Here is a 20197-nt window from a genome sequence, read left to right on the forward strand (position 1 = left end):
AAAATGAAATTAAGAAAAAAACTAAATTTAACTAAACATGACATTTATCATGTTTTAAATAATTGATTTTAAGCATATTGAGCTATAACTTTTAAATCCCTCAATATCATGAAAACTTTAACACTATTTTTCGCCTTAATTTTTATTATTAACACAAATCAAACTTTTTATTCTCAAAATGTAAATTATCAACAAACATCTATTACAAATGATTATATGCAAGATGGTACTTACAAATATTGTAATGACACCTGTGATGTTATTGTTGAAATAAAGAATGATGTTTACACTGAATTTTATCCTAATAACGAGTTTATTAAAGCAAAAATACAATGGATAAATAGAAAAGAATACAAACTAGTGATTACCGAAATTAAAAAAAGTGATTTGCCGTTTGGTATTGGTACCATTATGAAAACAAAAATTGTAAGAAAAAAAGGAAGTACTTTTTATTATGAGTCTAACCTACAAGGTCTTTCTTGGTCTGGTAAATTTGAGCTAATAAATTAATATAAACTTCAAAAAAAAACATCAATTTTACAAAAATTGATGTTTTTAATATGTTTTAATATTTTAATTTAAACTTTATATAAGTAATAGGTTTTCCTATTTCTAAATACTGATTCTCGTAAAAAGTTTGAGTTTCTGTAACTTCTTCGGGCGCACCTTCGTTTTTATAAACTGTATGATTTGCATACAAAACCTCATGACCTTCTCCATGTAATAAACCTAAAGTATAACCGTGCATAAATTCGCTATCGGTTTTTAGATTCATTATACCGTCTTCACTTAAAATTACACTGTATTTTTTAAGGAATTTAGAATTTGTCATTCGGTGTTTAGTACGTTGGTATTTTATTTGCGGATCTGGAAAAGTTATCCAGATTTCTGACACTTCATTTTCTGAAAATATATAATCTACCAACTCTATTTGGGTTCTAACAAAAGCAACATTAGGCAAGTTTTCTTCTATTGCAGTTTTAGCACCTCGCCAAAAACGAGCTCCTTTAATATCTATACCTATATAGTTTTTATCAGGATTTTTTCTTGCCAATGCAATTGTGTACTCTCCTTTACCACAACCAAGTTCTACAACTATTGGGTTGTTGTTTCCAAAAAAAGAATGCCATTTACCTTTGTGAGAAAAGTTAGTTATAACTTCTTCTCTTGTTGGTTGAATGACATTTTCGAACGTTTCGTTTTCTTTAAAACGTTTTAGTTTGTTTTTGCTTCCCAAAATAATGAATTAAGCTCTATCTTCAGTTCCTTCTTTCACAAATCGACGAGATTCTCCCATCCAATATGCAAATAAAACTAAAAGAATTACTAAAAAACCCCAGTTTAAGGCATTAGAAACCCACCAACCTAGATCTGCATTTGCTACAGTTAATCTTAACCAATCGAATGGTAAGAATAATATATCTGTAAATAAACTACCAATCCATCTAAAAATATTGCTTGCTATCATAACTTAATTATCTTTACACTGCAAAAATAACAAAAGAAACAATGCTAGCCAATTTTTTAGGGAAATCTAAACCAATCAATTTCATAATTCTTTTAAGCGTTTTTATTTGTCTGTTTTTATTTACAACACTACCAATCTATTTGGGACAAAATTTTCAATTTAAATTAGTGTTTGAAGTTGCTGGTTTAATTGCACTTTTTTTATTTCTTTTTTTCTTTTACAACTTTGTAGTAACCAAGAATAATCTAACATTCGATAATTCTTATGCTTTCTTTGTTTTTACAGTTTTACTTGCATTTTTTCTACCGTTAATAAACAACTCTAAAACACTAATAATAATACTGTTACATATTCTATTTCTAAGAAAAATTTACAGTTTAAAATCTCCAAAAAAGATATTGCAAAAACTTTTCGATAGCGGTTTTTGGTTAAGTATCTTATTTATTTTAGAGCCTTTTACAGCAATGTTTGCCATACTAATTTATGCTGGTATTTTTGTGCATCAAAAACCCATAATTAATCGTTTAATAGCACCTTTAATAGGTTTTGCGTGTCCTTTAATTATTTATTTTACCTATTGTTTTTGGCAAGATCAATTGTATGTTTTTACAAACCTTTTTTACTTTAATAGCTTTAAAAGTTTACTCTTATACTCTAAAAACAACTTTAATTGGATTATAGTTTTGATAATTATACTTTCTGTGATTTCAATTATTATGAAATCTCCAAAAACGCTTTCTGTAAATAATTCATTTAAAAAAAGCTGGTTATTACTTTTATTAAACTTTACAATATCGTTGTTTTTTGCACTATTAATTCCTAATAAAAATGGCTCTGAGATGCTATTTTTACTTTTTCCTGCAAGTGTAATTTGTGCAAATGGTATAGAATTAATTAAAAACAACATTATTAAAAATGTTGTATTATCAGTATTAATTTTAGGTTTAGTATTTTTTCTATTTCTTTTATAATTTTTTACCAAAAGCTAAATCTCCGGCATCACCTAAACCCGGAATTATATATCCTTTCTTATTTAAAGTTTCATCCAAAGCAGCTATCCATAAATGTGTGTTTTCTGGAAAATGTTTAGAAATATAATCCACTCCTTCTTTAGAGGCAATTACAACTATAATATGCAATTCTTTTGGCACTCCATATTTTTTGATCGCCTCATAAACAGCAACTAAACTTTGGCCAGTTGCCAACATAGGATCTGCAAGTAACAACGTTTTATTTTCTATGGATGGTGAAGCAAAATACTCTACAATAATTTCTGATGGAACGCCATTTTCTGGATGATTTCTATAAGCAGAAATAAAAGCATTTTCTGCATCATCAAAATAATTTAATAATCCTTGATGCAAAGGCAAACCAGCTCTTAAAATAGAACACAAAACAATTTTGTTGGTAAGTTGATCAATTTCTTTAATTCCTAAAGGAGTTTCTACTTTATTTACAGAGTAATTAAGTTCTTTACTTAATTCATAACTTAAAACCTCACCTATTCTTTCTATATTTCTTCGAAACCGTAAAGAATCTTTTTGAACATTTACATCTCTAATTTCTGAGATGAATTTATTTAAAATTGTATTACTAGAAGAAATATTATGAATATGCATTTTATAGAAATTTGATAAACAAATGTAGCATAATTAAGTAAAATTTGTATCTTGCTCTAAGAATTTAGTTAATTTAATCACTAAAAAAATAAAAAAAATGGGAATTTTTTCATTCATTAAAAATGCCGGAGCCAAAGTTTTTGGTATTGGAAAAACTACAGAAGAAGAAAATGCAGAAAAGTCTGAACAATTAAGAAATGCCATTACTGCATTAGATTTACAGGTTACAGATTTATCTATAGAAGTAAATGATGACGTAGTAAAGTTGTGGGGAGAAACTGCCGATTTAGCTACAAAAGAAAAAGTAGTTTTAGTGGTAGGAAATACAAACGGAATTTCTTCTGTAGAAGATAATATTACTGTTGCAGAAGTAGAAGAGATTGAAGAAGAAGCAATGGCACAATTTCATACAGTAGAAAAAGGAGATACTTTAGGTAAAATAGCAAAAGAATATTACGGTAATGCAATGAAATACCCTGTTATATTTGAAGCAAACAAGCCTATGTTAACTCATCCAGATAAAATTTATCCTGGACAGGTATTAAGAATACCACCATTAGTAGACTAACTAAAAGTTAATCAACCAAACCATAAGAGTTTCAAAAATTATTTTTGAAGCTCTTTTTTTTTGCTTAGAATCTAAATTTTATTAGCAACTTTGCAAGCTAATATAGTTTACATTTTTAAAAATGAATAAAAGAATATTAGCTCTTTTTGCAGTTTCTATTGCAACATTAATTTATGGTTTAACATTTACTATTGCTAAAGATGTTATGCCAATTTATTTAAAACCTTATGCTTTTATATTGGTAAGAGTTATTGGTGCAACAACTATTTTCTGGACGATAGGTTTGTTTATTAAACAACAAAAAATAGAAAAAGAAGATTATAAAAAAATACTTTTAGCTTCTTTTTTCGGAATTGGTTTAAACATGTTAACTTTTTTTAAAGGCTTAAGTATTACTACACCTATAAGCGCATCTGTAATGATGGTTACATCACCCATTATGGTACTAATTTTCTCTAGTATTTTAATAAGAAAAAGAATAGGTAAACAACGAATTCTAGGTGTTTTTATAGGTTTAATTGGCACCATATTATTAATTACTTATGGTAATAATTCATCCGAAGGAACCAATAATAACTTTGGTAACTTTTTAGTTTTTGTAAATGCGGCATCTTATGGTTTGTATTTGGTTTTGGCTAAAGATTTAATTGTAAAATACAACCCAATTGTTTTTGTAAAGTGGCTATATTTATTCGGTTCTATTTTTGTAATTCCGTTTGGTTATAGCGAGATATTAGAAGTTTCTTGGCAAGAAATACCTACCAACATTTATTGGAATATCGGTTTTGTTGTAATTTTTACATCTTGTGTTACCTATCTTTTTAATCTGTATGGTTTATCAAAATTAAAACCAACAACCGTTAGTGTTTTTATTTATTTACAACCTGTAATTGCTACAATTTATGCATTAATTGTTGGTAGCGATTCTTTAAATACCGTTAAAATAAGTGCTACAATCTTAATATTTATTGGTGTGTATTTAGTAACCAAACAAGTAGAAAAATCTACCAAATAAAACTATATTTGCAACTTATTTAAAATGATGATTTTATGATTCAATCTATGACGGGTTATGGTAAAGCAGTATTACAATTGCCTACCAAAAAAGTTACTATAGAAATTAAATCTTTAAACAGTAAAAATTTAGATTTAAACGTTAGAATTCCTTCTTATTACAAAGAAAAAGAATTACCTGTGCGTAAAAAATTAGCAGCTGCCTTAGTTCGTGGAAAAGTAGATTTTTCGATATTTGTAGAAATGACTGCAGATGAGACTTCTACAACTGTTAATCATGGTGTTGTAAAAGAATACATACAACAATTAAGAAATGTTGTGCAAACTGGTTCTACAGACGATGTAGAATTGTTAAAAATGGCTGTTAGAATGCCAGATGCATTAAAAACAGAAAGAGAAGAATTAGATGAAAATGAATGGAATCTAATTGATGAACATATAGATGTTGCCATAAAAGAAATTGTACAATATAGAACAGACGAGGCCGCTTCTTTAGAAATAGATTTTAAACAAAGAATTGCAAATATTAAAATGTATTTAGAAGAAGTAAAAGCTTTAGATGGCGATAGAATAGCAAACGTAAAAGCACGTTTAAAAAAGGCGATAGACGATTTAAAAGTAGATACAGATGAAAATCGTTTTGAGCAAGAGTTAATCTATTATCTAGAAAAATTAGATATAAACGAAGAAAAGGTTCGTTTAGCAAACCATTTAGATTACTTTTTAGAAACATTGGCTACACCAGACTCTAACGGTAAAAAGTTAGGTTTTGTAATTCAAGAAATGGGTAGAGAAATTAATACTACAGGTTCTAAAGCAAATTTTGCACCTATGCAAAAATCGGTAATTCAAATGAAAAACGAATTAGAGCAAATTAAAGAGCAAATCTTAAACGTACTTTAAGCATCAAAATAAACCAAAATACTGGTTTAAAACTAATAACATATAATTCTGAAATCTATTCAGAATGACAAAAATTAAACATTTATGTCAGAATTTAAAGGTAAATTATTCGTCTTTTCAGCACCTTCTGGTTCAGGAAAAACAACAATTGTTCGTCATTTATTAAAACAAGAAAAATTTAATTTAGAGTTTTCTATTTCTGCTACTTCTAGAGAACCAAGAGGAGAAGAAAAAGATGGTGAAGATTACTATTTTATCTCTTTAAAAGATTTTAAAAGTAAAATTAAAGGCGACGAATTTTTAGAATGGGAAGAAGTTTACAGAGATAATTTCTACGGAACTTTAAAATCTGAAGTAGAACGTATTTGGGCGCTTAAAAAACATGTGATTTTTGATATTGATGTTGTTGGTGGCCTTAGAATTAAAAAGAAATTTCCAAACGAAACTTTATCTGTATTTGTAAAACCACCAAGTGTAGACGAACTTAAAATAAGATTAAAAAAACGCTCTACAGAAAGTGAAGACAAAATAAACATGCGCGTAGCAAAAGCATCTGTAGAACTGGCAACAGCACCACAGTTTGATAAAATCATCAAAAATTACGAACTAGATGTTGCTTTAAAAGAAGCAGAAGATTTGGTTAGCGATTTTTTAGATTTAAAGAAATAAAACTTCTATTAAAATGAAAATTGGTTTATATTTTGGCACTTTTAATCCTATTCATATTGGGCATTTAATAATTGCCAATCATATGGTAGAAAATTCAGATTTAGATGAAATCTGGATGGTTGTAACACCTCATAATCCTTTTAAAAAGAAAAGTTCTTTGCTAGACAATCACCATCGTCTAGAATTGGTTTATAAAGCAACAGAAGCATATGACAAAATTAAACCTTCTGATATCGAATTTAAACTACCACAACCAAACTACACAGTACACACCTTAGCACATATTTCTGATATGTATAAAGACAAAGAGTTTTGTTTGATTATGGGAGAAGACAATTTAAAAAGCTTACATAAATGGAAAAATTATGAAACCATTTTAGAACATCATAATATTTATGTTTACCCAAGAATTGCAGAAGGCAAAATAGATTCTCAATTCGATAATCACCCAAAAATCACAAAAGTAGCTGCACCAATTGTTCAAATTTCTTCTACAATGATTAGAAACGGAATTAAAGACAATAAAAATATGAAACCGCTTTTAACCAATGAAGTTTGGCAGTACATAGATGAAATGAATTTTTATAGAAAATAATTTCACTTTAAATTCGTTGTATATTTGTAAATATTCAAAATAAATACTTTGGCTAAAAAGGATAAAAAAAAAGGAAAATTAAAACAAAAACTAACCGATAAATATAGGTTGGTTGTTTTAAACGAAAATACTTTTGAAGAACGTTTTTCTTTAAAACTATCTCGTTTAAATGTATTTGTTTTAGGCGGAATTTTCTCTATTCTACTTATTTCTTTAACCACATTATTAATAGCTTTTACGCCAATTAAAGAATACATACCAGGTTATTCTTCTTCAAAACTAAAATCAGATGCATTAAAGCTTACTTTCGAAGCAGATTCTTTAAAGCAAAAGTTGGCTATTTTAGAAAATTATACAAAAGCTTTAAAACCAGTTTTAACAGGAGAGATAAGTTCAGAAGAAATAGATTCTATTCAAATTGAAGCAAGACAAACTACAATAGACGAAAGCAAATTAGATGCAACCAAAGAAGATTCTTTGTACAGAGAAAAAATAGATCGAGAAACTCGTTTTAGTATTTTAAACAACTCTAACAGCAGCGTTAAAATTGTTTTTTTCGCACCTTTAAAAGGAAATATTTCACAAAGTTTTGATGCTAATTCTAAACACTTTGCACTAGATATTATAGCTAAAACAGGCACACCTGTTAAAGCTGCCGCAGAAGGAACCGTTATTTTTTCTGGATGGAGCGCAGAAACTGGTTATGTAATTATTTTAAAACATAACAAAGATTTTATTTCTGTTTACAAACACAATGGTAATTTACTAAAACAACAAGGTGATTTTGTAAAATCTGGCGAAGTAATTGCTAGCGTTGGTTCTACAGGAGAACTTTCTACCGGACCGCACTTACATTTCGAACTATGGAAAGGCGGTTACGCTATAAACCCAACAAATTTTATAGATTTTAAATAATGAGTATTAAATCTTTTTTTGCCATTCCTTTTGCTAAAATTGCAACCAAAAAGGTTTATAAATGGGCTAATAAACCGCATAAAACACAAGATAAAGTTTTTAAAAAATTAATTTCTAAGGGTAAACAAACTGCTTTTGGTATTGATCATAATTTTGATACCATTTCTAATTACGAAGATTTTAAAAATCAAGTTAAAGTACAAGATTACGAAGGACTAAGAAAGTATGTAGATAGAATTGTTGACGGAGAAGAAAATGTACTTTGGCCAGGGAAACCATTATATTTTGCAAAAACTTCTGGTACAACTTCTGGTGCTAAATATATACCAATTACTAAAGAATCGATGCCAACACATATTACAGCGGCAAGAAATGCAATGCTGTTTTATATTGCAGAAAAAAATGATGCAAGTTTTGTTGATGGTAAAATGATTTTTTTACAAGGAAGCCCAGTTTTAGAAGATAAAAATGGCGTAAAACTTGGCAGACTTAGTGGTATTGCTGCTCATTATGTACCAAACTACTTACTTAAAAACAGATTACCAAGTTGGGATACCAACTGTATAGAAGATTGGGATACAAAAGTGAATGCGATTGTAGATGAAACAGTAAACGAAGATATGTCTGTAATTAGCGGTATACCGTCTTGGGTGCAAATGTATTTCGAAAAACTGATTGAGAAAACAGGAAAATCTGTATCAGAATTATTTCCTAATTTTAATTTCTTTATTTACGGTGGTGTTAATTTTGAGCCTTACAAGAATAAATTTGAGAGTTTAATTGGTAAAAAAATAGATTATATAGAATTATATCCTGCATCCGAAGGCTTTATTGCTTACCAAGATTCTCAAACAGCAAAAGGAATGCTTTTACAGCTAGATTCTGGTATTTTTTATGAGTTTATTCCGGCAAATGAATTCTTTGATGAAAACCCAACAAGAATCTCTTTAAAAGACGTTAAAATTGGGGTAAATTATGTAATTATATTAAACACCACTGCAGGTCTTTGGGGTTATAATATTGGCGACACGGTCGAATTTACATCAACAAAACCTTATAGAATTAAAGTTACAGGTAGAATTAAACATTTTATTTCTGCATTTGGCGAGCATGTTATTGGTAAAGAAGTAGAAAAGGCATTAAATGATTCTATAAAAGGAACAACTATTAATATAAGCGAATTTACGGTTGCACCACAAGTAAACCCAAGTTCTGGCTTGCCATATCACGAATGGTTTATAGAGTTTGAAAACGAACCAGAAAACATAGAAGAATTTGCTGCAAAAGTAGATGCTTCTATGCAAGCTCAAAACATCTATTATTTCGATTTAATAGAAGGCAAAATACTACGCCCGTTAATTATTAGAAAAGTTAAAAAAGGTGGTTTTCATGAATATATGAAATCTATTGGTAAATTTGGCGGACAAAATAAAATACCTCAACTTTCTGACAACAGAAAAATTGCAGATGTTTTAGATAATTTTATAATAGAAAAATAACAACATATATACAAAATGGGAGGAGATTATTTATTTTTAGTTTTAGCTGTAGTGCTAGTAATTGTTTACTTTTACAACAAATACAGAAACAGACGACGTTAACATAAAATCAAATTTTAAATTTGGTTAGATTTAGTTCTTACACTAAAAACAGCAATAAAATACAAATGAGTACAATTAGAATTACAAAGCAATTCAATTTTGAAACAGGGCACGCATTATATGGTTATGATGGTAAATGTAAAAATGTACACGGTCATTCTTATAAATTATCTGTTACCGTTTCTGGACAACCGATATCTGACAATACAAATGTAAAATTTGGAATGGTAATCGATTTTGGTGATTTAAAAAAGATTGTTAATGAAGAAATTGTAGACATTTTTGATCATGCAACTGTATTTAATAAAAATACACCTCATTTAGAACTTGCAAAAGAACTAATAGACAGAGGTCATCATGTTTTATTAGTAGATTACCAACCAACAAGTGAAATGATGGTAATTGATTTTGCTGAGAAAATTAAAAATAGATTGCCTAACAATATCAAATTACATTCTATAAAATTACAAGAAACGGATTCTAGTTTTGCAGAATGGTACGCTAACGAAAACTAAACTATTTACCGTTATAAGCGTTCATAGTATTTGATAAGCCAGCTGTACCAAAAGAGGTTATTACTTTAGATGAAGTAGGTAAACGCTCTATTAATTGGCTGGTTTCCTCTTTATTCCATTCTCCTAAAACAAAATCTACTTGTCTTCCTTTAGGATAATTTGAACCTACACCAAATCTAAATCTTGGATATTTTTGAGTGTTTAATTTTTCTTGAATATCTTTAAGCCCATTATGTCCGCCAGCAGAACCTTTCGCTTTTAAACGTATGGTTCCAAAATCTATATTTACATCATCTGTAACAATTAGAATATTTTCTACTGCAATTTTCTCTTTATCCATCCAATATTTAACCGCTTTACCACTTAAATTCATAAATGTACTTGGCTTTAAAAGGATAAAAGTTCTTCCTTTAAACCTAAAATTAGCAATATCACCTAATTTTTCTGTTTCGAAAGTAGCTTTATGTTCTTCTGCAAGTTCGTCTAAAATTTTAAAACCAATATTATGACGTGTATTATTATATTTAGTACCAACATTACCTAAACCTACAATTAAAAATTTTTTCATTAGTTGTTCTTTCGTTTCTAAATTTAAACCGAATAGATTTTTAAAAAACCTTAAGATATTCATACTTCAAAAGTAAGAAGAAATTAAAAGCTATAAAAAAAGCGTTACAAAATTGTAACGCTTTTATATTTATTTTTGTTGCTAAAATTTATTCAGCAGCAGTTTCTGTTTCTTCGTCTTCATCTACAGAGACAGTTGCATTACGAGAAGTTCTAACTTGTACAACAACCGTATTATCTGGGTGCATAAAAGTATAATCATCATTAAATAAAGAAGTAACAAATAATTTATTACCAATCTTTAACTTAGAAATATCTGCTGCTATAAAATCTGGTAGGTTAGCTGGCAAAGCTTTTACTCTTAATTTACGGTTTGTAAAACGTAAAGAACCACCATTTAATACACCAGGAGAAGTACCTGTTAATTTTACAGGAATATTCATTGTAATTTCTTTATCATCAAATAACTGATAAAAATCTACGTGTAAAATTTTATCTGTTACAGGGTGAAATTGGATATCTTGCAATACAGTTGCAATTTTTTGTCCATCAACATCAATAGTTGCAGTGTATACATTTGGAGTGTACACCAAGTTTTTAAACGCTTTTTCTTCTGCAGAAAAATGCACTGGCTTATCTCCTCCGTATATAACGCAAGGAACCATACCAGCATTACGTAAGGCTTTTGTTGATACTTTACCTACGCTTTCTCTTTTTGATCCTTTAATTGTAATTGATTTCATTACTTTTTTTATTAATTATTTACATTAAAAATTGTCCGCTAATCGATGTGTTATCTTGAACTTTGTGCATAACATCAGCGAATAAGGGCGCGCAAGATACAACTTTTATTTTTGAAGTCTCCTTTTTTAGAGGAATTGTATCTGAAACTATTAATTCTGTTAAACCTGAGTTTTCTATTTTCTCGTATGCACCGCCAGAAAGTATAGGATGTGTACATATTGCACGTACACTTAAAGCACCTCTTTTCATCATTAAATCTGCTGCATGTGCTAATGTCCCTCCGGTATCTATCATGTCATCAACAAGAATAACATTTTTACCTTTTACATCACCAATTAACTCCATATGAGAAATTACATTTGCTTTTTTACGTTGCTTGTAACATATTACAACATCAGAATGTAAGTGTTTAGAATATGCGTATGCTCTTTTAGAACCTCCCATATCTGGTGATGCTATTGTTAAGTTTTCTAATTTTAAACTATTTATATATGGCATAAAAATAGTTGACGCAAAAAGATGATCTACTGGTTTTTCGAAAAAACCTTGAATTTGATCTGCGTGTAAATCCATTGTCATTATTCTAGTAGCTCCTGCAGATTGTAATAGGTTTGCTACTAATTTTGCACCAATTGCAACTCTTGGTTGATCTTTTCTATCTTGTCTTGCCCAACCAAAATATGGCATTACAGCAGTAATGTGTCTTGCAGATGCTCTTTTAGCTGCATCTAACATTAACAACATTTCCATTAAATTATCTGCGTTAGGAAAAGTAGAACCTATTATAAATACTCTTCTTCCTCTAACAGATTCTTCGAATGCTGGTTGAAATTCTCCGTCGCTAAAGTATGTTGTTTTAACTTTTCCTAGTGTTGTATTGTATTCTTTTGCAATTTTTTCTGCCAAAACTGTACTTTGTCTGCAGGCAAAAAGTTTTGGTGCTAATTGATTTGTAGGCATTTAGTTGTTATTTAGATTGTGTTGTTGTAAGGGCACAAAAGTAGAAATTATTTATTTAGTTTGAAATTAATTTATATACTTTAAAATAAAATAATTTAATACATTTGCAATCGGAATTAGTAATGCTCAAGTGGCGGAATTGGTAGACGCGCTGGATTCAAAATCCAGTTCTTTCGGGAGTGTGGGTTCGATTCCCACCTTGAGTACACAAAAAAAACCTCAACTTTAAAAGTTGAGGTTTTTTATTACTTTATAAAACTTAAAAAAAATTCTTAAGTAAAAATTTAATTCTTTTTTTTACTCTTCTTTTTTTTCCTTTTGTAATTTCAAAAGGAAGTATTAAAATTAAATATATTAAAATAAATGGGCTTTTTAATTTTTCCATTATAAATATAATTATTTCCTTCTTTGAATTCTTTTACTAAAAATTATAAATAAAACTCCGCAAAGTAACCATGCCGGTAATGTTACAAAAGATAAAAAAACATCGAATTGAACAGATATAAAATAGAAAAGACCAAAGCTAATTGCCCATGCAAATAGTACTGCATTATTAATTTTGATTCCAGCTAATTCTGCATAATTTTTTTGAATTCCAAACTTTTTTGCAAAGAAATGCTCAAACACAATAATTGCACCAAAGGGAGCCAAAATAAATCCATATAGAGCTACAAAGCCTAATAACTTCATAGCAAATGCAGGAAATAACCCAGCTACTGTAGCTATTGCACCTGCAATTATAGTAACTTTAGCTGTTGATAATTTAGGTAAAATAGCCTGAAAAGCTAAACCTGCTCTGTATATTGTTGGGTTTGCAGTTGTCCATCCTGCTAAAACCACCGCTATAATTCCGAAAACTCCAATTGCGTTGTACGCCATAGGCCCAGGAGCTACAGGAGGTGCATTACCTTCGCTTAGATAAGAAAGAGCTTCTGGAGATTTTAAATACACAGCATAGAGTAAAGCTGCGGCTATCCAAGCCATATAATGTCCAACATACATTCCTGCAGCTGTTGTCCAACCCGCTTTTGCTTCTTTTGCAAATCTAAAGACAGATAAATCTGACATACCAATATGCATTGCCCCATTAGCAAACCAAGACCAAATAACCACATGCCAAAAGGTAAATTTTGTTTGTCCAGGAAAAGGTTCTCCTCCGTCACCCCAAATTGCCCAAAATTTTGAAAAACTATTTACTCCTAATTGACTAAGAGCTACAATACCTGCAGCCACAAAAGCTAAAACAATAAAAGGAGACATCCAATTTGCAGCTTTTGTAACGGTATCATATCCTTTTGCAGCAATTATAGAAATAACTGCACCAATAGCAATTACAATTATAATCCAAGTCATTCCATTTGGTAAGGTATCATCTAGTTTTGGCATAGGCATATCAAAAGGAATACCTACCGCTGTAGCAGATACAGTTATCATAGAACCTGCCAAAAAACAAAATAAAATACCATTGGCTAAATTGTAACCTGTAACCAATTTTTTACCACATATTTTTTCTAACTGAAAATATAATGTTAATCTGTTTTTAACAGCTATTTCTGCTGTTAAAAAACGCCAACTAAGAACTGCTAACAAATTACCTAAAAGCAAGCCAACAATCAAATCAAAAGCACTTACTCCTGCTGTTAAAAAAAGTGGACCTATCATAAATTCGGTTCCTGCAGCATGTTCTCCTGCATACATACCTATAAAACTTTTCCATCCTTTTAATTTAGAATTTGGTATTGGTTCTCTTTCAAACTCTCCACTTACTGCTTCTTCTACTTGATTTGATTCTATACTTACTTGGCTCATTTATTATATTTCTTGAATGTTTATATTAGATGATTAGGGAAATCTTCTACTCGTTCGCAGCATATTTGTTCCATTACTTGTTGCAACTCTGTTTTTAAAAGAGAAATAGTATGGTTACCTCCTTTATTACCAAGAGCAGAAACTCCGTACATAAAAGATCGTCCCATAAAAGTAAATTTTGCACCTGAAGCTAAAGATCTCGCAACATCTACACCAGATCTAATTCCACTATCCATCATTACCTCTATTTGATCTCCGTATTTTTCTGCAATAGATTTTAAGGGTTTTATTGTAGACTCACCAGCGTCTAATTGTCTACCACCGTGGTTAGATACAATAATACCATCTAAACCTAATCGTATTGCTTGTTCTGCATCATAATGTGAAGCAACACCTTTTAAAACTATTTTACCTTTCCACATATCGCGAATTGGTTTTATTTTTTCTTCGTTTAATCGACCAGAAAAGGTTTGATCCATAAACTTACCTAACTGTTTTAAGTCTAAATTTTTTGGCATGTATGGCAATAAATTAGCAAAATTAGGAATTCCATGTTTTAAAGTTTGTAAACTCCAATGAGGTCTTCCAAATGCTTGTAAGATATTAGTTAAGTTCATTTTGGGTGGCATTGCTAGACCATTTCTAATATCTCTTGGTCTAAAACCAAAACTTGGCACATCACATAGAATTACTAAAACAGGACATTCTGCTGCTTCTGCTCTTTTTAAAATATCATCTCTTAAACTATCTTCTGTTGGATGATATAGTTGAAACCAAGCCTTACCTTCTGTTAACTCTGCAGCTCTTTCAATACTAGTTGTAGTAACAGTACTTAAGATAAATGGTATATTGTGTTCAAAAGCTGATTTCGCTAAAATCTCAGGAGAATTTGGCCACATTAAACCTTGCAACCCAACAGGTGCAATACCAAAAGGAGCATCGTATTCTATACCAAAAAGTTTAGTTTTTGTTGATGACCCACCATGATTACGTAAATAATTTGGCTTTAATTGTACTTCTCTAATTTCTGAAGTATTTCTTATAAGGTTTACATCTTCATTACAGCCACCATCTAAATACTCAAATGCAAATTTTGGTATTTTCTTTCTAGCTTTATTTCTTAAATCGTCGATTGACGGATAGCGCGTATCTATTTTTATAGCCATGGTTTTGTATTGTAAAATAAATATTCAATTTTAAAATTATAAGTAAAATCTATCTACAAGATTTTATTAAAATTTAAAATTATGTAATTAACTTTTTTTTGAGATTTTTAAATTTTAAAGAATACCTTTTTTTAATCGTTAACTATAAAAGGAACGTGTTTCTTTAAAGCATAGTTTTTTCTCAAAAATTTAGAATTTAATTTTGTATCAGAAATTGCTATAGCAGCTCCTAAAGCAGAACCTAATGATGCTTTTGTGGTTCTTAACTTCATGCCTCTTAAATAATGTGACAATAATTTGATATAAATATCATTGTCTGTAAAACCACCATCTACATATAATCTGTCTATTTTTTGTGTATCGGCAATTGTTTTAATACTATCTACTTGCAATTTTACAAGCTCTATCATTAAATGATGATACGCATGTTCAAAATTATTATACAGATATTTTGTTTTTTCGGGCATGTCTTTATCTTGAAAAGATTCCCATTTAAAAGAATGCTTAAAATCTTGTAAAACTTCGAAATAAACGTCATAATTAAACTCAACTGTTTTATGATAATCTTTATCAACATTAAATTTTTCTGACAACTTATTTACTTGAATTTTATATTCATTTCCTAAAAATAACCTTGAAGACTTTACAGGTTTACCATTAATTCTCATGTAATTAATACAATCTGCTTCTACATCTTCTTTTGTTAAAGGTTTATCTACAAATGGATTTAAAGCGATGCTCCATGTTCCTGTAGAAACTAAAACAAATGGTTTTTTTATACTTCTTACGTAAGGTAAAAGAGCAGAAGAACTATCATGAATTCCAACTCCTATCTTAATTCTTTTACCATTATAGTTCATATTTAAACTTGTTTCTGTAGAAACTATTGGTGGTAAGATTTTGTGAATTTCTTCTTGATACACCCAATCTTGATAATCTTTGGTTTCATAATTCCAAAGATTTGTATGACAACCAATACTTGTATACTCGTTAAGAGGCACTCCAGAAAAAATATAACTTAGGTATTGTGGTAAATGTAAAGAATACTTAATTTTTTTAAAAATTTCTGGTTTTTTGTACTTTAACCAATACAATTGCAACCCAGAGTTTAGTAAGCCCGGAGACCTAGATGCACCGCTTGTTCTAATTAACTCTTGATCGTTACCATATTTATCATAAAATTGATTTACAATTTCACTATCAATTTCTTTTGTATAATTGTACAAAGGTGTAAGAATTTCTCCTTCTTCGTCTAAGTGAACAAAACTTGCACCATAAGTAGAAAAGTTTATTGCTTTCACATTAAACTTTTCTGACTTTAATATTTTGTAAAAAACTTCTTTTAACCAGTTTTGTAATGCATGAATATCTTCTGTTGGATGACCATCTTCATCTTTAATTTCATCAAAAGAAGTGTACTCTTTATGGATTTGTTTAAAATCTTTATCAAACAAGAAAAATTTCTTATTTGTTTTTCCAATATCGAAAACTGCAGTTACTTTTTGTTTCATAAGAATTTTTTATAGACCCGTAGCTATCGTGTTTTTACCTCTTTCTCTTATTAATTGATCTCTAACTTGTAAAGTTCTATAAGCATCTATAGGATTTATTACACCTCCTGAATTTAATCTTGCCTTTTCTAATAAAGGACGAACATCTGTTCTGTACGCTTCTTGCAATATTTCTTGACACTTTACAACATCATTATTTAACTGCGCTGCTCTTAAAACATCTTGATCTATTAGCATTGCTTTTGCATATGCTTCTTGAATTGCTTCTAATGATTGAATTAGATCTTCTAAAGGATCTTTTATATTATGACTTGCATCAATCATCCACGCTAAATCAGGATTTTGGGGATTGTTTTGCATACCATACACTAGTTCGTTAAAAATTAAAAATAGAGCGTAAGGTTTAATACTACCTACTGTTAAATCGTCATCTCCGTACTTACTATCATTAAAATGAAAACCACCCAATTTACCTTTTAATTGCAATATAGATACTATTTGTTCTATGTTAGAATTTGGTAAATGATGTCCTAAATCTACTAATGTATAAGCTTTATCTCCACACCCGTTAGCTAACATTAAAGAAGCACCCCAATCTTGAATAATTGTACTGTAGAAATTTGGCTCATATGGCTTATACTCTACTAACATTTTCCAATCATCTGGCAAACCTTTGTAAATATCTATTAAACTATCTTGTGTATTTTGAAAAGCTGTCTGAAAATTATTTTGCCCTGGAAAAGAAGAACCATCTGCCAACCAAACTGTTAAAGCTTTAGAACCTAATTTGTCTCCTATTTTAATTACATCTAAATTATGTTGAATTGCTTGGTCTCTAACAGCTTTGTTTACGTTGCTTAATGAACCGTATTTGTAGCTCTCTTTAGCACCACTTTGATCTTGAAATGTATTAGAGTTTACAGCATCAAATTTTATATTTAAAGCATCTGCTTTTTCTTTAATTGCAGCATAATCAGAAGGAATATCCCAAGGAATATGCAAAGAAACAGCTCCTGCAGTTTGCGTTAAACTATGTAAGATACCAATATCTTCTATTTTTTGTTCTAAATTTGATGGTTCACCATAAAAAGAAAAACGTCCAAAACGAGTTCCTCCTGCGCCTAATGCCCAACTTGGTATTGCCACTTGAAACTCTGATAGTTTAGCTACAATGCTATTAACATCTTTACCTTGTTTTGTTAATTTATTTGATAAAAAATCGAAATTTTCATTATGATCTTTTAACGATTTCTGATTGTAATCAGATATTTGTGGTTGATTGATCTTCATTTTTATATTATGTTCTTAATTAAGTAAGACTTCTATAAACTTGCTTAAGATTTACAGAAGTCTTATTCTTAATTCAAATTAAAATATTATCTCACAAAAGCATTTGCCATTCCACCGTCTACATTTATAATATTTCCGGTAGATTTATCTAATATTCCCACTAAAGAGAATACTCCGTTAGCAATATCATTTGGTGTAATAATTTCATTTAGCAAGTTTCTTTTTGCATAGAAAGCTGGTAATTCTTCTACCGTAATTCCGTTTGCTTTTGCTCTACCTTCGGCCCAAGCACCTTCCCAAATTTTACTTCCAACAATTACTCCATCTGGGTTTACAGTATTTACTCTAACTTTATCTTTAGCTAATTCAGCAGCTAATAAACGTACCATGTGTTGTTGCGCCGCTTTTGCTGTTCCGTAAGCCACATTATTAGGTCCTGCTACTAATCCGTTTTTACTTGCAATCGCAATATAATCTCCTCCTAAACCTTGTTTACGAACAATTAATGCAAATTGCTTTGCTAAATCGAATTGTCCTTTAACTAAAATACTTTGTAATATATTCCAATCTTTATCTGTAGTATCTGTTAATGGTTTAGAAATAGCTAAACCAGCACTGTGAACAATCATATCTACACCACCAAACTCTATAATTGCTTTCTTATAAGCACTTGCAATAGAGTCTGTATTAGTAACATCACAAACAGCATAAGAAGAAACATCTCTTGCATACGTTGCATTCGCTTCTACTAAAGCTTCTTCATTAATATCTGTTAATACTACATTTGCACCTTCGGCTGCTAATTTATCTGCAATAGCTTTTCCAATACCACCACCAGCACCTGTAACAACTGCCACTTTTCTAGACAATGGCTTTTCTTTTGGCATTCGTTGTAATTTTGCCTCTTCTAATAACCAGTACTCAATATCAAAAGCTTCTTGTCTTGGTAAAGAAGTATACTCTGTAATAGCTTCTGCACCGCGCATTACATTAATTGCGTTGATGTAAAATTCACTTGCAACCCTTGTTGTTTGTTTGTTCTTTGCAAAGCTAAACATACCAACCCCTGGATATATAATTATAACAGGATTCGCATCTCTAATTGCTGGACTATTATCTTTTTTACAAGTATTGTAATAATCTGCATATTCTTGACGATACGCTGCAAACGCAGGCTCTAATTTTGATAAAATAGCTTCAGAATTAGATAAATCTTCATTTTTATCTAAACTTAAAACTAAAGGTTGAATTTTTGTTCTTAAGAAATGATCTGGACATGAAGTACCCATTGGAGCCAATCTTTCTAAATCATGACTATTAATGTATTGCATTACAACATCAGTGTCAGAAAAGTGACCAATCATTCTATTTTCAGAAGAACATAGACCTCTTAATAAAGGCATAATTTGAGCTGCTTTTTCTAAACGCTCTTCTTTAGGTAAACTTTCTACTTTTTGACCACCAAAAACTTCACCTTGTTCTTTTAATTTTTGTTCTATATATTCAGAAGCCATTTCAATAACTTCTAAACTGTTTATGTAACACTCGTAAGATGTATCTCCCCAAGTAAATAAACCATGACTACCTAAAACAATACCTCTAATTCCTGGGTTGTCTGCTAAACATTTTTCTAGCTGTAACCCTAAATCGAAACCTGGTTTTTGCCAAGGCACCCAACCCATTGTGTCTCCCCAAATTTCTTTTGTAACTTTTTCGCTGTCTTTTGCTGCAGCTACTGCTATTAAAGCATCTGGATGTAAGTGATCTATATGAGCAAACGGTAATAAACCATGTAAAGGTGTGTCTATAGAAGGTGCTTTACTATTTAAATCGTAAATACAATGATTAAATAAGCCAACCATTCTATCTTCATCATGTAAGCCTTGGTATACATTTTTCAAATCACGCAATCTTTCTGTGTACAAACCTGCAATTCCAGAACGTGTTAAAGTACCAATGTCTCCACCAGAACCTTTAACCCACATAACTTCTACATCTTCATTAGTTAATGGATCTTTCTCTATAGTTTTACAACTTGTGTTTCCTCCTCCATAATTTGTAATTCTTAAATCAGACCCTAAGATGTTTGAGCGATATAAAAATAATTCTACTTGATTATCTCCAAGAGATAAGGCTTTTTCTTCGTCCCATAAATAATCAACGTATTTAAAACTTTGTTTTGTTTGTTTCATTGTTCTGTAAGTGATAAGTTATAGTTCAAATATAGATTTCAATATAAACTTTTGTATCCTGTACTATACCGCAATAAATAAAAAATGAGAT

Annotated in this window: 21 protein-coding genes and 1 tRNA gene; 11 read left to right on the top strand and 11 right to left on the bottom strand. The window is 30.0% G+C overall.

The annotated features are described in order from the left end of the window. Positions 1 to 108: 108 nt before the first annotated feature. Positions 109 to 510 carry a hypothetical protein gene (locus tag BXQ17_RS09585; protein WP_077810434.1) on the top strand — a complete coding sequence of 134 codons (402 nt, stop codon included), beginning with the start codon at positions 109 to 111 and terminating at the stop codon, positions 508 to 510. A gap of 55 nt (positions 511 to 565) precedes the next feature. Here the strand turns inward: BXQ17_RS09585 and trmB are convergent, their stop codons facing one another. Together trmB and BXQ17_RS09595 are read right to left on the bottom strand one after the other, a co-directional pair. Next, positions 566 to 1237 (bottom strand): tRNA (guanosine(46)-N7)-methyltransferase TrmB, encoded by a 672-nt coding sequence (gene trmB / locus BXQ17_RS09590; protein ID WP_077810435.1) that lies wholly within the window; start codon positions 1235 to 1237, stop codon positions 566 to 568. A gap of 9 nt (positions 1238 to 1246) precedes the next feature. Continuing rightward, positions 1247 to 1468, bottom strand: coding sequence for a hypothetical protein (locus tag BXQ17_RS09595; protein WP_077810436.1), 222 nt, complete (start codon positions 1466 to 1468; stop codon positions 1247 to 1249). A 41-nt stretch (positions 1469 to 1509) separates the two neighbouring features. Between BXQ17_RS09595 and BXQ17_RS14600 the strand changes: the two genes are divergently transcribed. Beyond that, the gene (locus BXQ17_RS14600; RefSeq protein WP_222927887.1) at positions 1510 to 2439 is read left to right on the top strand and encodes a DUF6427 family protein; all 930 of its coding nucleotides are present in this window, start codon (positions 1510 to 1512) and stop codon (positions 2437 to 2439) included. Here the strand turns inward: BXQ17_RS14600 and upp are convergent. Continuing rightward, entirely contained in the window at positions 2434 to 3087 is a 654-nt protein-coding gene (gene upp / locus BXQ17_RS09605) for a uracil phosphoribosyltransferase (RefSeq protein ID WP_077810438.1), read from the bottom strand. The genes BXQ17_RS14600 and upp overlap by 6 nt on opposite strands. A gap of 97 nt (positions 3088 to 3184) precedes the next feature. Here upp and lysM point away from each other — a divergent pair, with 97 nt between their 5' ends. The 8 genes from lysM (at position 3185) to BXQ17_RS09645 (ending at position 9867) form a co-directional block, all read left to right on the top strand. Beyond that, the gene (gene lysM / locus BXQ17_RS09610) at positions 3185 to 3655 is read left to right on the top strand and encodes a peptidoglycan-binding protein LysM (protein ID WP_077810439.1); all 471 of its coding nucleotides are present in this window, start codon (positions 3185 to 3187) and stop codon (positions 3653 to 3655) included. Between the two features lie 121 nt (positions 3656 to 3776). After that, entirely contained in the window at positions 3777 to 4670 is an 894-nt protein-coding gene (locus BXQ17_RS09615) for a DMT family transporter (RefSeq protein WP_077810440.1), read from the top strand. A gap of 35 nt (positions 4671 to 4705) precedes the next feature. Next, positions 4706 to 5572, top strand: a complete 867-nt coding sequence (locus BXQ17_RS09620; RefSeq protein WP_254712359.1) for a YicC/YloC family endoribonuclease — start codon at positions 4706 to 4708, stop codon at positions 5570 to 5572. Positions 5573 to 5656: 84 nt separating this feature from the next. Next, positions 5657 to 6241, top strand: coding sequence for a guanylate kinase (gene gmk / locus BXQ17_RS09625; RefSeq protein WP_077810442.1), 585 nt, complete (start codon positions 5657 to 5659; stop codon positions 6239 to 6241). Between the two features lie 13 nt (positions 6242 to 6254). Then, the gene (gene nadD, locus BXQ17_RS09630; protein WP_077810443.1) at positions 6255 to 6836 is read left to right on the top strand and encodes a nicotinate (nicotinamide) nucleotide adenylyltransferase; all 582 of its coding nucleotides are present in this window, start codon (positions 6255 to 6257) and stop codon (positions 6834 to 6836) included. A 48-nt stretch (positions 6837 to 6884) separates the two neighbouring features. Next, positions 6885 to 7751 (top strand): M23 family metallopeptidase, encoded by an 867-nt coding sequence (locus BXQ17_RS09635; protein ID WP_077810444.1) that lies wholly within the window; start codon positions 6885 to 6887, stop codon positions 7749 to 7751. Further along, positions 7751 to 9250 (top strand): GH3 auxin-responsive promoter family protein, encoded by a 1500-nt coding sequence (locus tag BXQ17_RS09640; protein ID WP_077810445.1) that lies wholly within the window; start codon positions 7751 to 7753, stop codon positions 9248 to 9250. The genes BXQ17_RS09635 and BXQ17_RS09640 overlap by 1 nt, the downstream gene beginning before the upstream one ends. Positions 9251 to 9417: 167 nt before the next feature. Next, positions 9418 to 9867 carry a 6-carboxytetrahydropterin synthase gene (locus tag BXQ17_RS09645; protein WP_077811398.1) on the top strand — a complete coding sequence of 150 codons (450 nt, stop codon included), beginning with the start codon at positions 9418 to 9420 and terminating at the stop codon, positions 9865 to 9867. Position 9868: 1 nt separating this feature from the next. Here BXQ17_RS09645 and pth read toward each other — a convergent pair whose 3' ends face one another. From pth to BXQ17_RS09660, 3 genes are all read right to left on the bottom strand, one after another. Then, positions 9869 to 10435, bottom strand: a complete 567-nt coding sequence (gene pth, locus BXQ17_RS09650; RefSeq protein ID WP_254712360.1) for an aminoacyl-tRNA hydrolase — start codon at positions 10433 to 10435, stop codon at positions 9869 to 9871. A 148-nt stretch (positions 10436 to 10583) separates the two neighbouring features. Continuing rightward, positions 10584 to 11177 (bottom strand): 50S ribosomal protein L25/general stress protein Ctc, encoded by a 594-nt coding sequence (locus BXQ17_RS09655; protein ID WP_077810447.1) that lies wholly within the window; start codon positions 11175 to 11177, stop codon positions 10584 to 10586. Between the two features lie 19 nt (positions 11178 to 11196). Further along, positions 11197 to 12138, bottom strand: a complete 942-nt coding sequence (locus BXQ17_RS09660) for a ribose-phosphate pyrophosphokinase (protein ID WP_077810448.1) — start codon at positions 12136 to 12138, stop codon at positions 11197 to 11199. Positions 12139 to 12262: 124 nt separating this feature from the next. Here BXQ17_RS09660 and BXQ17_RS09665 point away from each other — a divergent pair. Then, positions 12263 to 12344, top strand: a tRNA-Leu gene (locus tag BXQ17_RS09665). Positions 12345 to 12534: 190 nt separating this feature from the next. Here the strand turns inward: BXQ17_RS09665 and BXQ17_RS09670 are convergent. The 5 genes from BXQ17_RS09670 to BXQ17_RS09690 all read right to left on the bottom strand — a co-directional run bounded on the left by BXQ17_RS09670 (position 12535) and on the right by BXQ17_RS09690 (position 20106). After that, a complete protein-coding gene (locus BXQ17_RS09670; RefSeq protein WP_077810449.1) occupies positions 12535 to 13947 on the bottom strand; it encodes a cytosine permease in 1413 nt (470 codons plus the stop codon). A gap of 20 nt (positions 13948 to 13967) precedes the next feature. Continuing rightward, a complete protein-coding gene (locus BXQ17_RS09675; protein WP_077810450.1) occupies positions 13968 to 15113 on the bottom strand; it encodes an alpha-hydroxy acid oxidase in 1146 nt (381 codons plus the stop codon). A 131-nt stretch (positions 15114 to 15244) separates the two neighbouring features. Then, positions 15245 to 16624 carry an FGGY-family carbohydrate kinase gene (locus BXQ17_RS09680; protein ID WP_077810451.1) on the bottom strand — a complete coding sequence of 460 codons (1380 nt, stop codon included), beginning with the start codon at positions 16622 to 16624 and terminating at the stop codon, positions 15245 to 15247. Positions 16625 to 16633: 9 nt separating this feature from the next. Then, positions 16634 to 17914: a sugar isomerase gene (locus BXQ17_RS09685; protein ID WP_077810452.1), complete on the bottom strand. Its 1281-nt coding sequence runs from the start codon at positions 17912 to 17914 to the stop codon at positions 16634 to 16636. Between the two features lie 86 nt (positions 17915 to 18000). After that, entirely contained in the window at positions 18001 to 20106 is a 2106-nt protein-coding gene (locus tag BXQ17_RS09690) for a bifunctional aldolase/short-chain dehydrogenase (RefSeq protein ID WP_077810453.1), read from the bottom strand. Positions 20107 to 20197: the final 91 nt, after the last annotated feature.

Source organism: Polaribacter sp. BM10, assembly GCF_002005425.1.
In the GTDB taxonomy this organism is placed as follows: domain Bacteria; phylum Bacteroidota; class Bacteroidia; order Flavobacteriales; family Flavobacteriaceae; genus Polaribacter; species Polaribacter marinaquae.

Bases quoted from the DNA above. Each gene is read 5' to 3' on its own strand.
- gmk (WP_077810442.1), top strand. From the start codon at position 5,657: ATGTCAGAATTTAAAGGTAAATTATTCGTCTTTTCAGCACCTTCTGGT.
- pth (WP_254712360.1), bottom strand. From the start codon at position 10,435: ATGAAAAAATTTTTAATTGTAGGTTTAGGTAATGTTGGTACTAAATAT.
- BXQ17_RS09670 (WP_077810449.1), bottom strand. From the start codon at position 13,947: ATGAGCCAAGTAAGTATAGAATCAAATCAAGTAGAAGAAGCAGTAAGT.
- upp (WP_077810438.1), bottom strand. From the start codon at position 3,087: ATGCATATTCATAATATTTCTTCTAGTAATACAATTTTAAATAAATTC.
- BXQ17_RS09690 (WP_077810453.1), bottom strand. From the start codon at position 20,106: ATGAAACAAACAAAACAAAGTTTTAAATACGTTGATTATTTATGGGAC.
- BXQ17_RS09620 (WP_254712359.1), top strand. From the start codon at position 4,706: ATGATTCAATCTATGACGGGTTATGGTAAAGCAGTATTACAATTGCCT.
- BXQ17_RS09660 (WP_077810448.1), bottom strand. From the start codon at position 12,138: ATGCCTACAAATCAATTAGCACCAAAACTTTTTGCCTGCAGACAAAGT.
- BXQ17_RS09680 (WP_077810451.1), bottom strand. From the start codon at position 16,624: ATGAAACAAAAAGTAACTGCAGTTTTCGATATTGGAAAAACAAATAAG.
- BXQ17_RS09675 (WP_077810450.1), bottom strand. From the start codon at position 15,113: ATGGCTATAAAAATAGATACGCGCTATCCGTCAATCGACGATTTAAGA.
- BXQ17_RS09655 (WP_077810447.1), bottom strand. From the start codon at position 11,177: ATGAAATCAATTACAATTAAAGGATCAAAAAGAGAAAGCGTAGGTAAA.
- BXQ17_RS14600 (WP_222927887.1), top strand. From the start codon at position 1,510: ATGCTAGCCAATTTTTTAGGGAAATCTAAACCAATCAATTTCATAATT.
- lysM (WP_077810439.1), top strand. From the start codon at position 3,185: ATGGGAATTTTTTCATTCATTAAAAATGCCGGAGCCAAAGTTTTTGGT.
- BXQ17_RS09640 (WP_077810445.1), top strand. From the start codon at position 7,751: ATGAGTATTAAATCTTTTTTTGCCATTCCTTTTGCTAAAATTGCAACC.
- BXQ17_RS09645 (WP_077811398.1), top strand. From the start codon at position 9,418: ATGAGTACAATTAGAATTACAAAGCAATTCAATTTTGAAACAGGGCAC.
- BXQ17_RS09685 (WP_077810452.1), bottom strand. From the start codon at position 17,914: ATGAAGATCAATCAACCACAAATATCTGATTACAATCAGAAATCGTTA.
- BXQ17_RS09585 (WP_077810434.1), top strand. From the start codon at position 109: ATGAAAACTTTAACACTATTTTTCGCCTTAATTTTTATTATTAACACA.
- BXQ17_RS09615 (WP_077810440.1), top strand. From the start codon at position 3,777: ATGAATAAAAGAATATTAGCTCTTTTTGCAGTTTCTATTGCAACATTA.
- nadD (WP_077810443.1), top strand. From the start codon at position 6,255: ATGAAAATTGGTTTATATTTTGGCACTTTTAATCCTATTCATATTGGG.
- BXQ17_RS09595 (WP_077810436.1), bottom strand. From the start codon at position 1,468: ATGATAGCAAGCAATATTTTTAGATGGATTGGTAGTTTATTTACAGAT.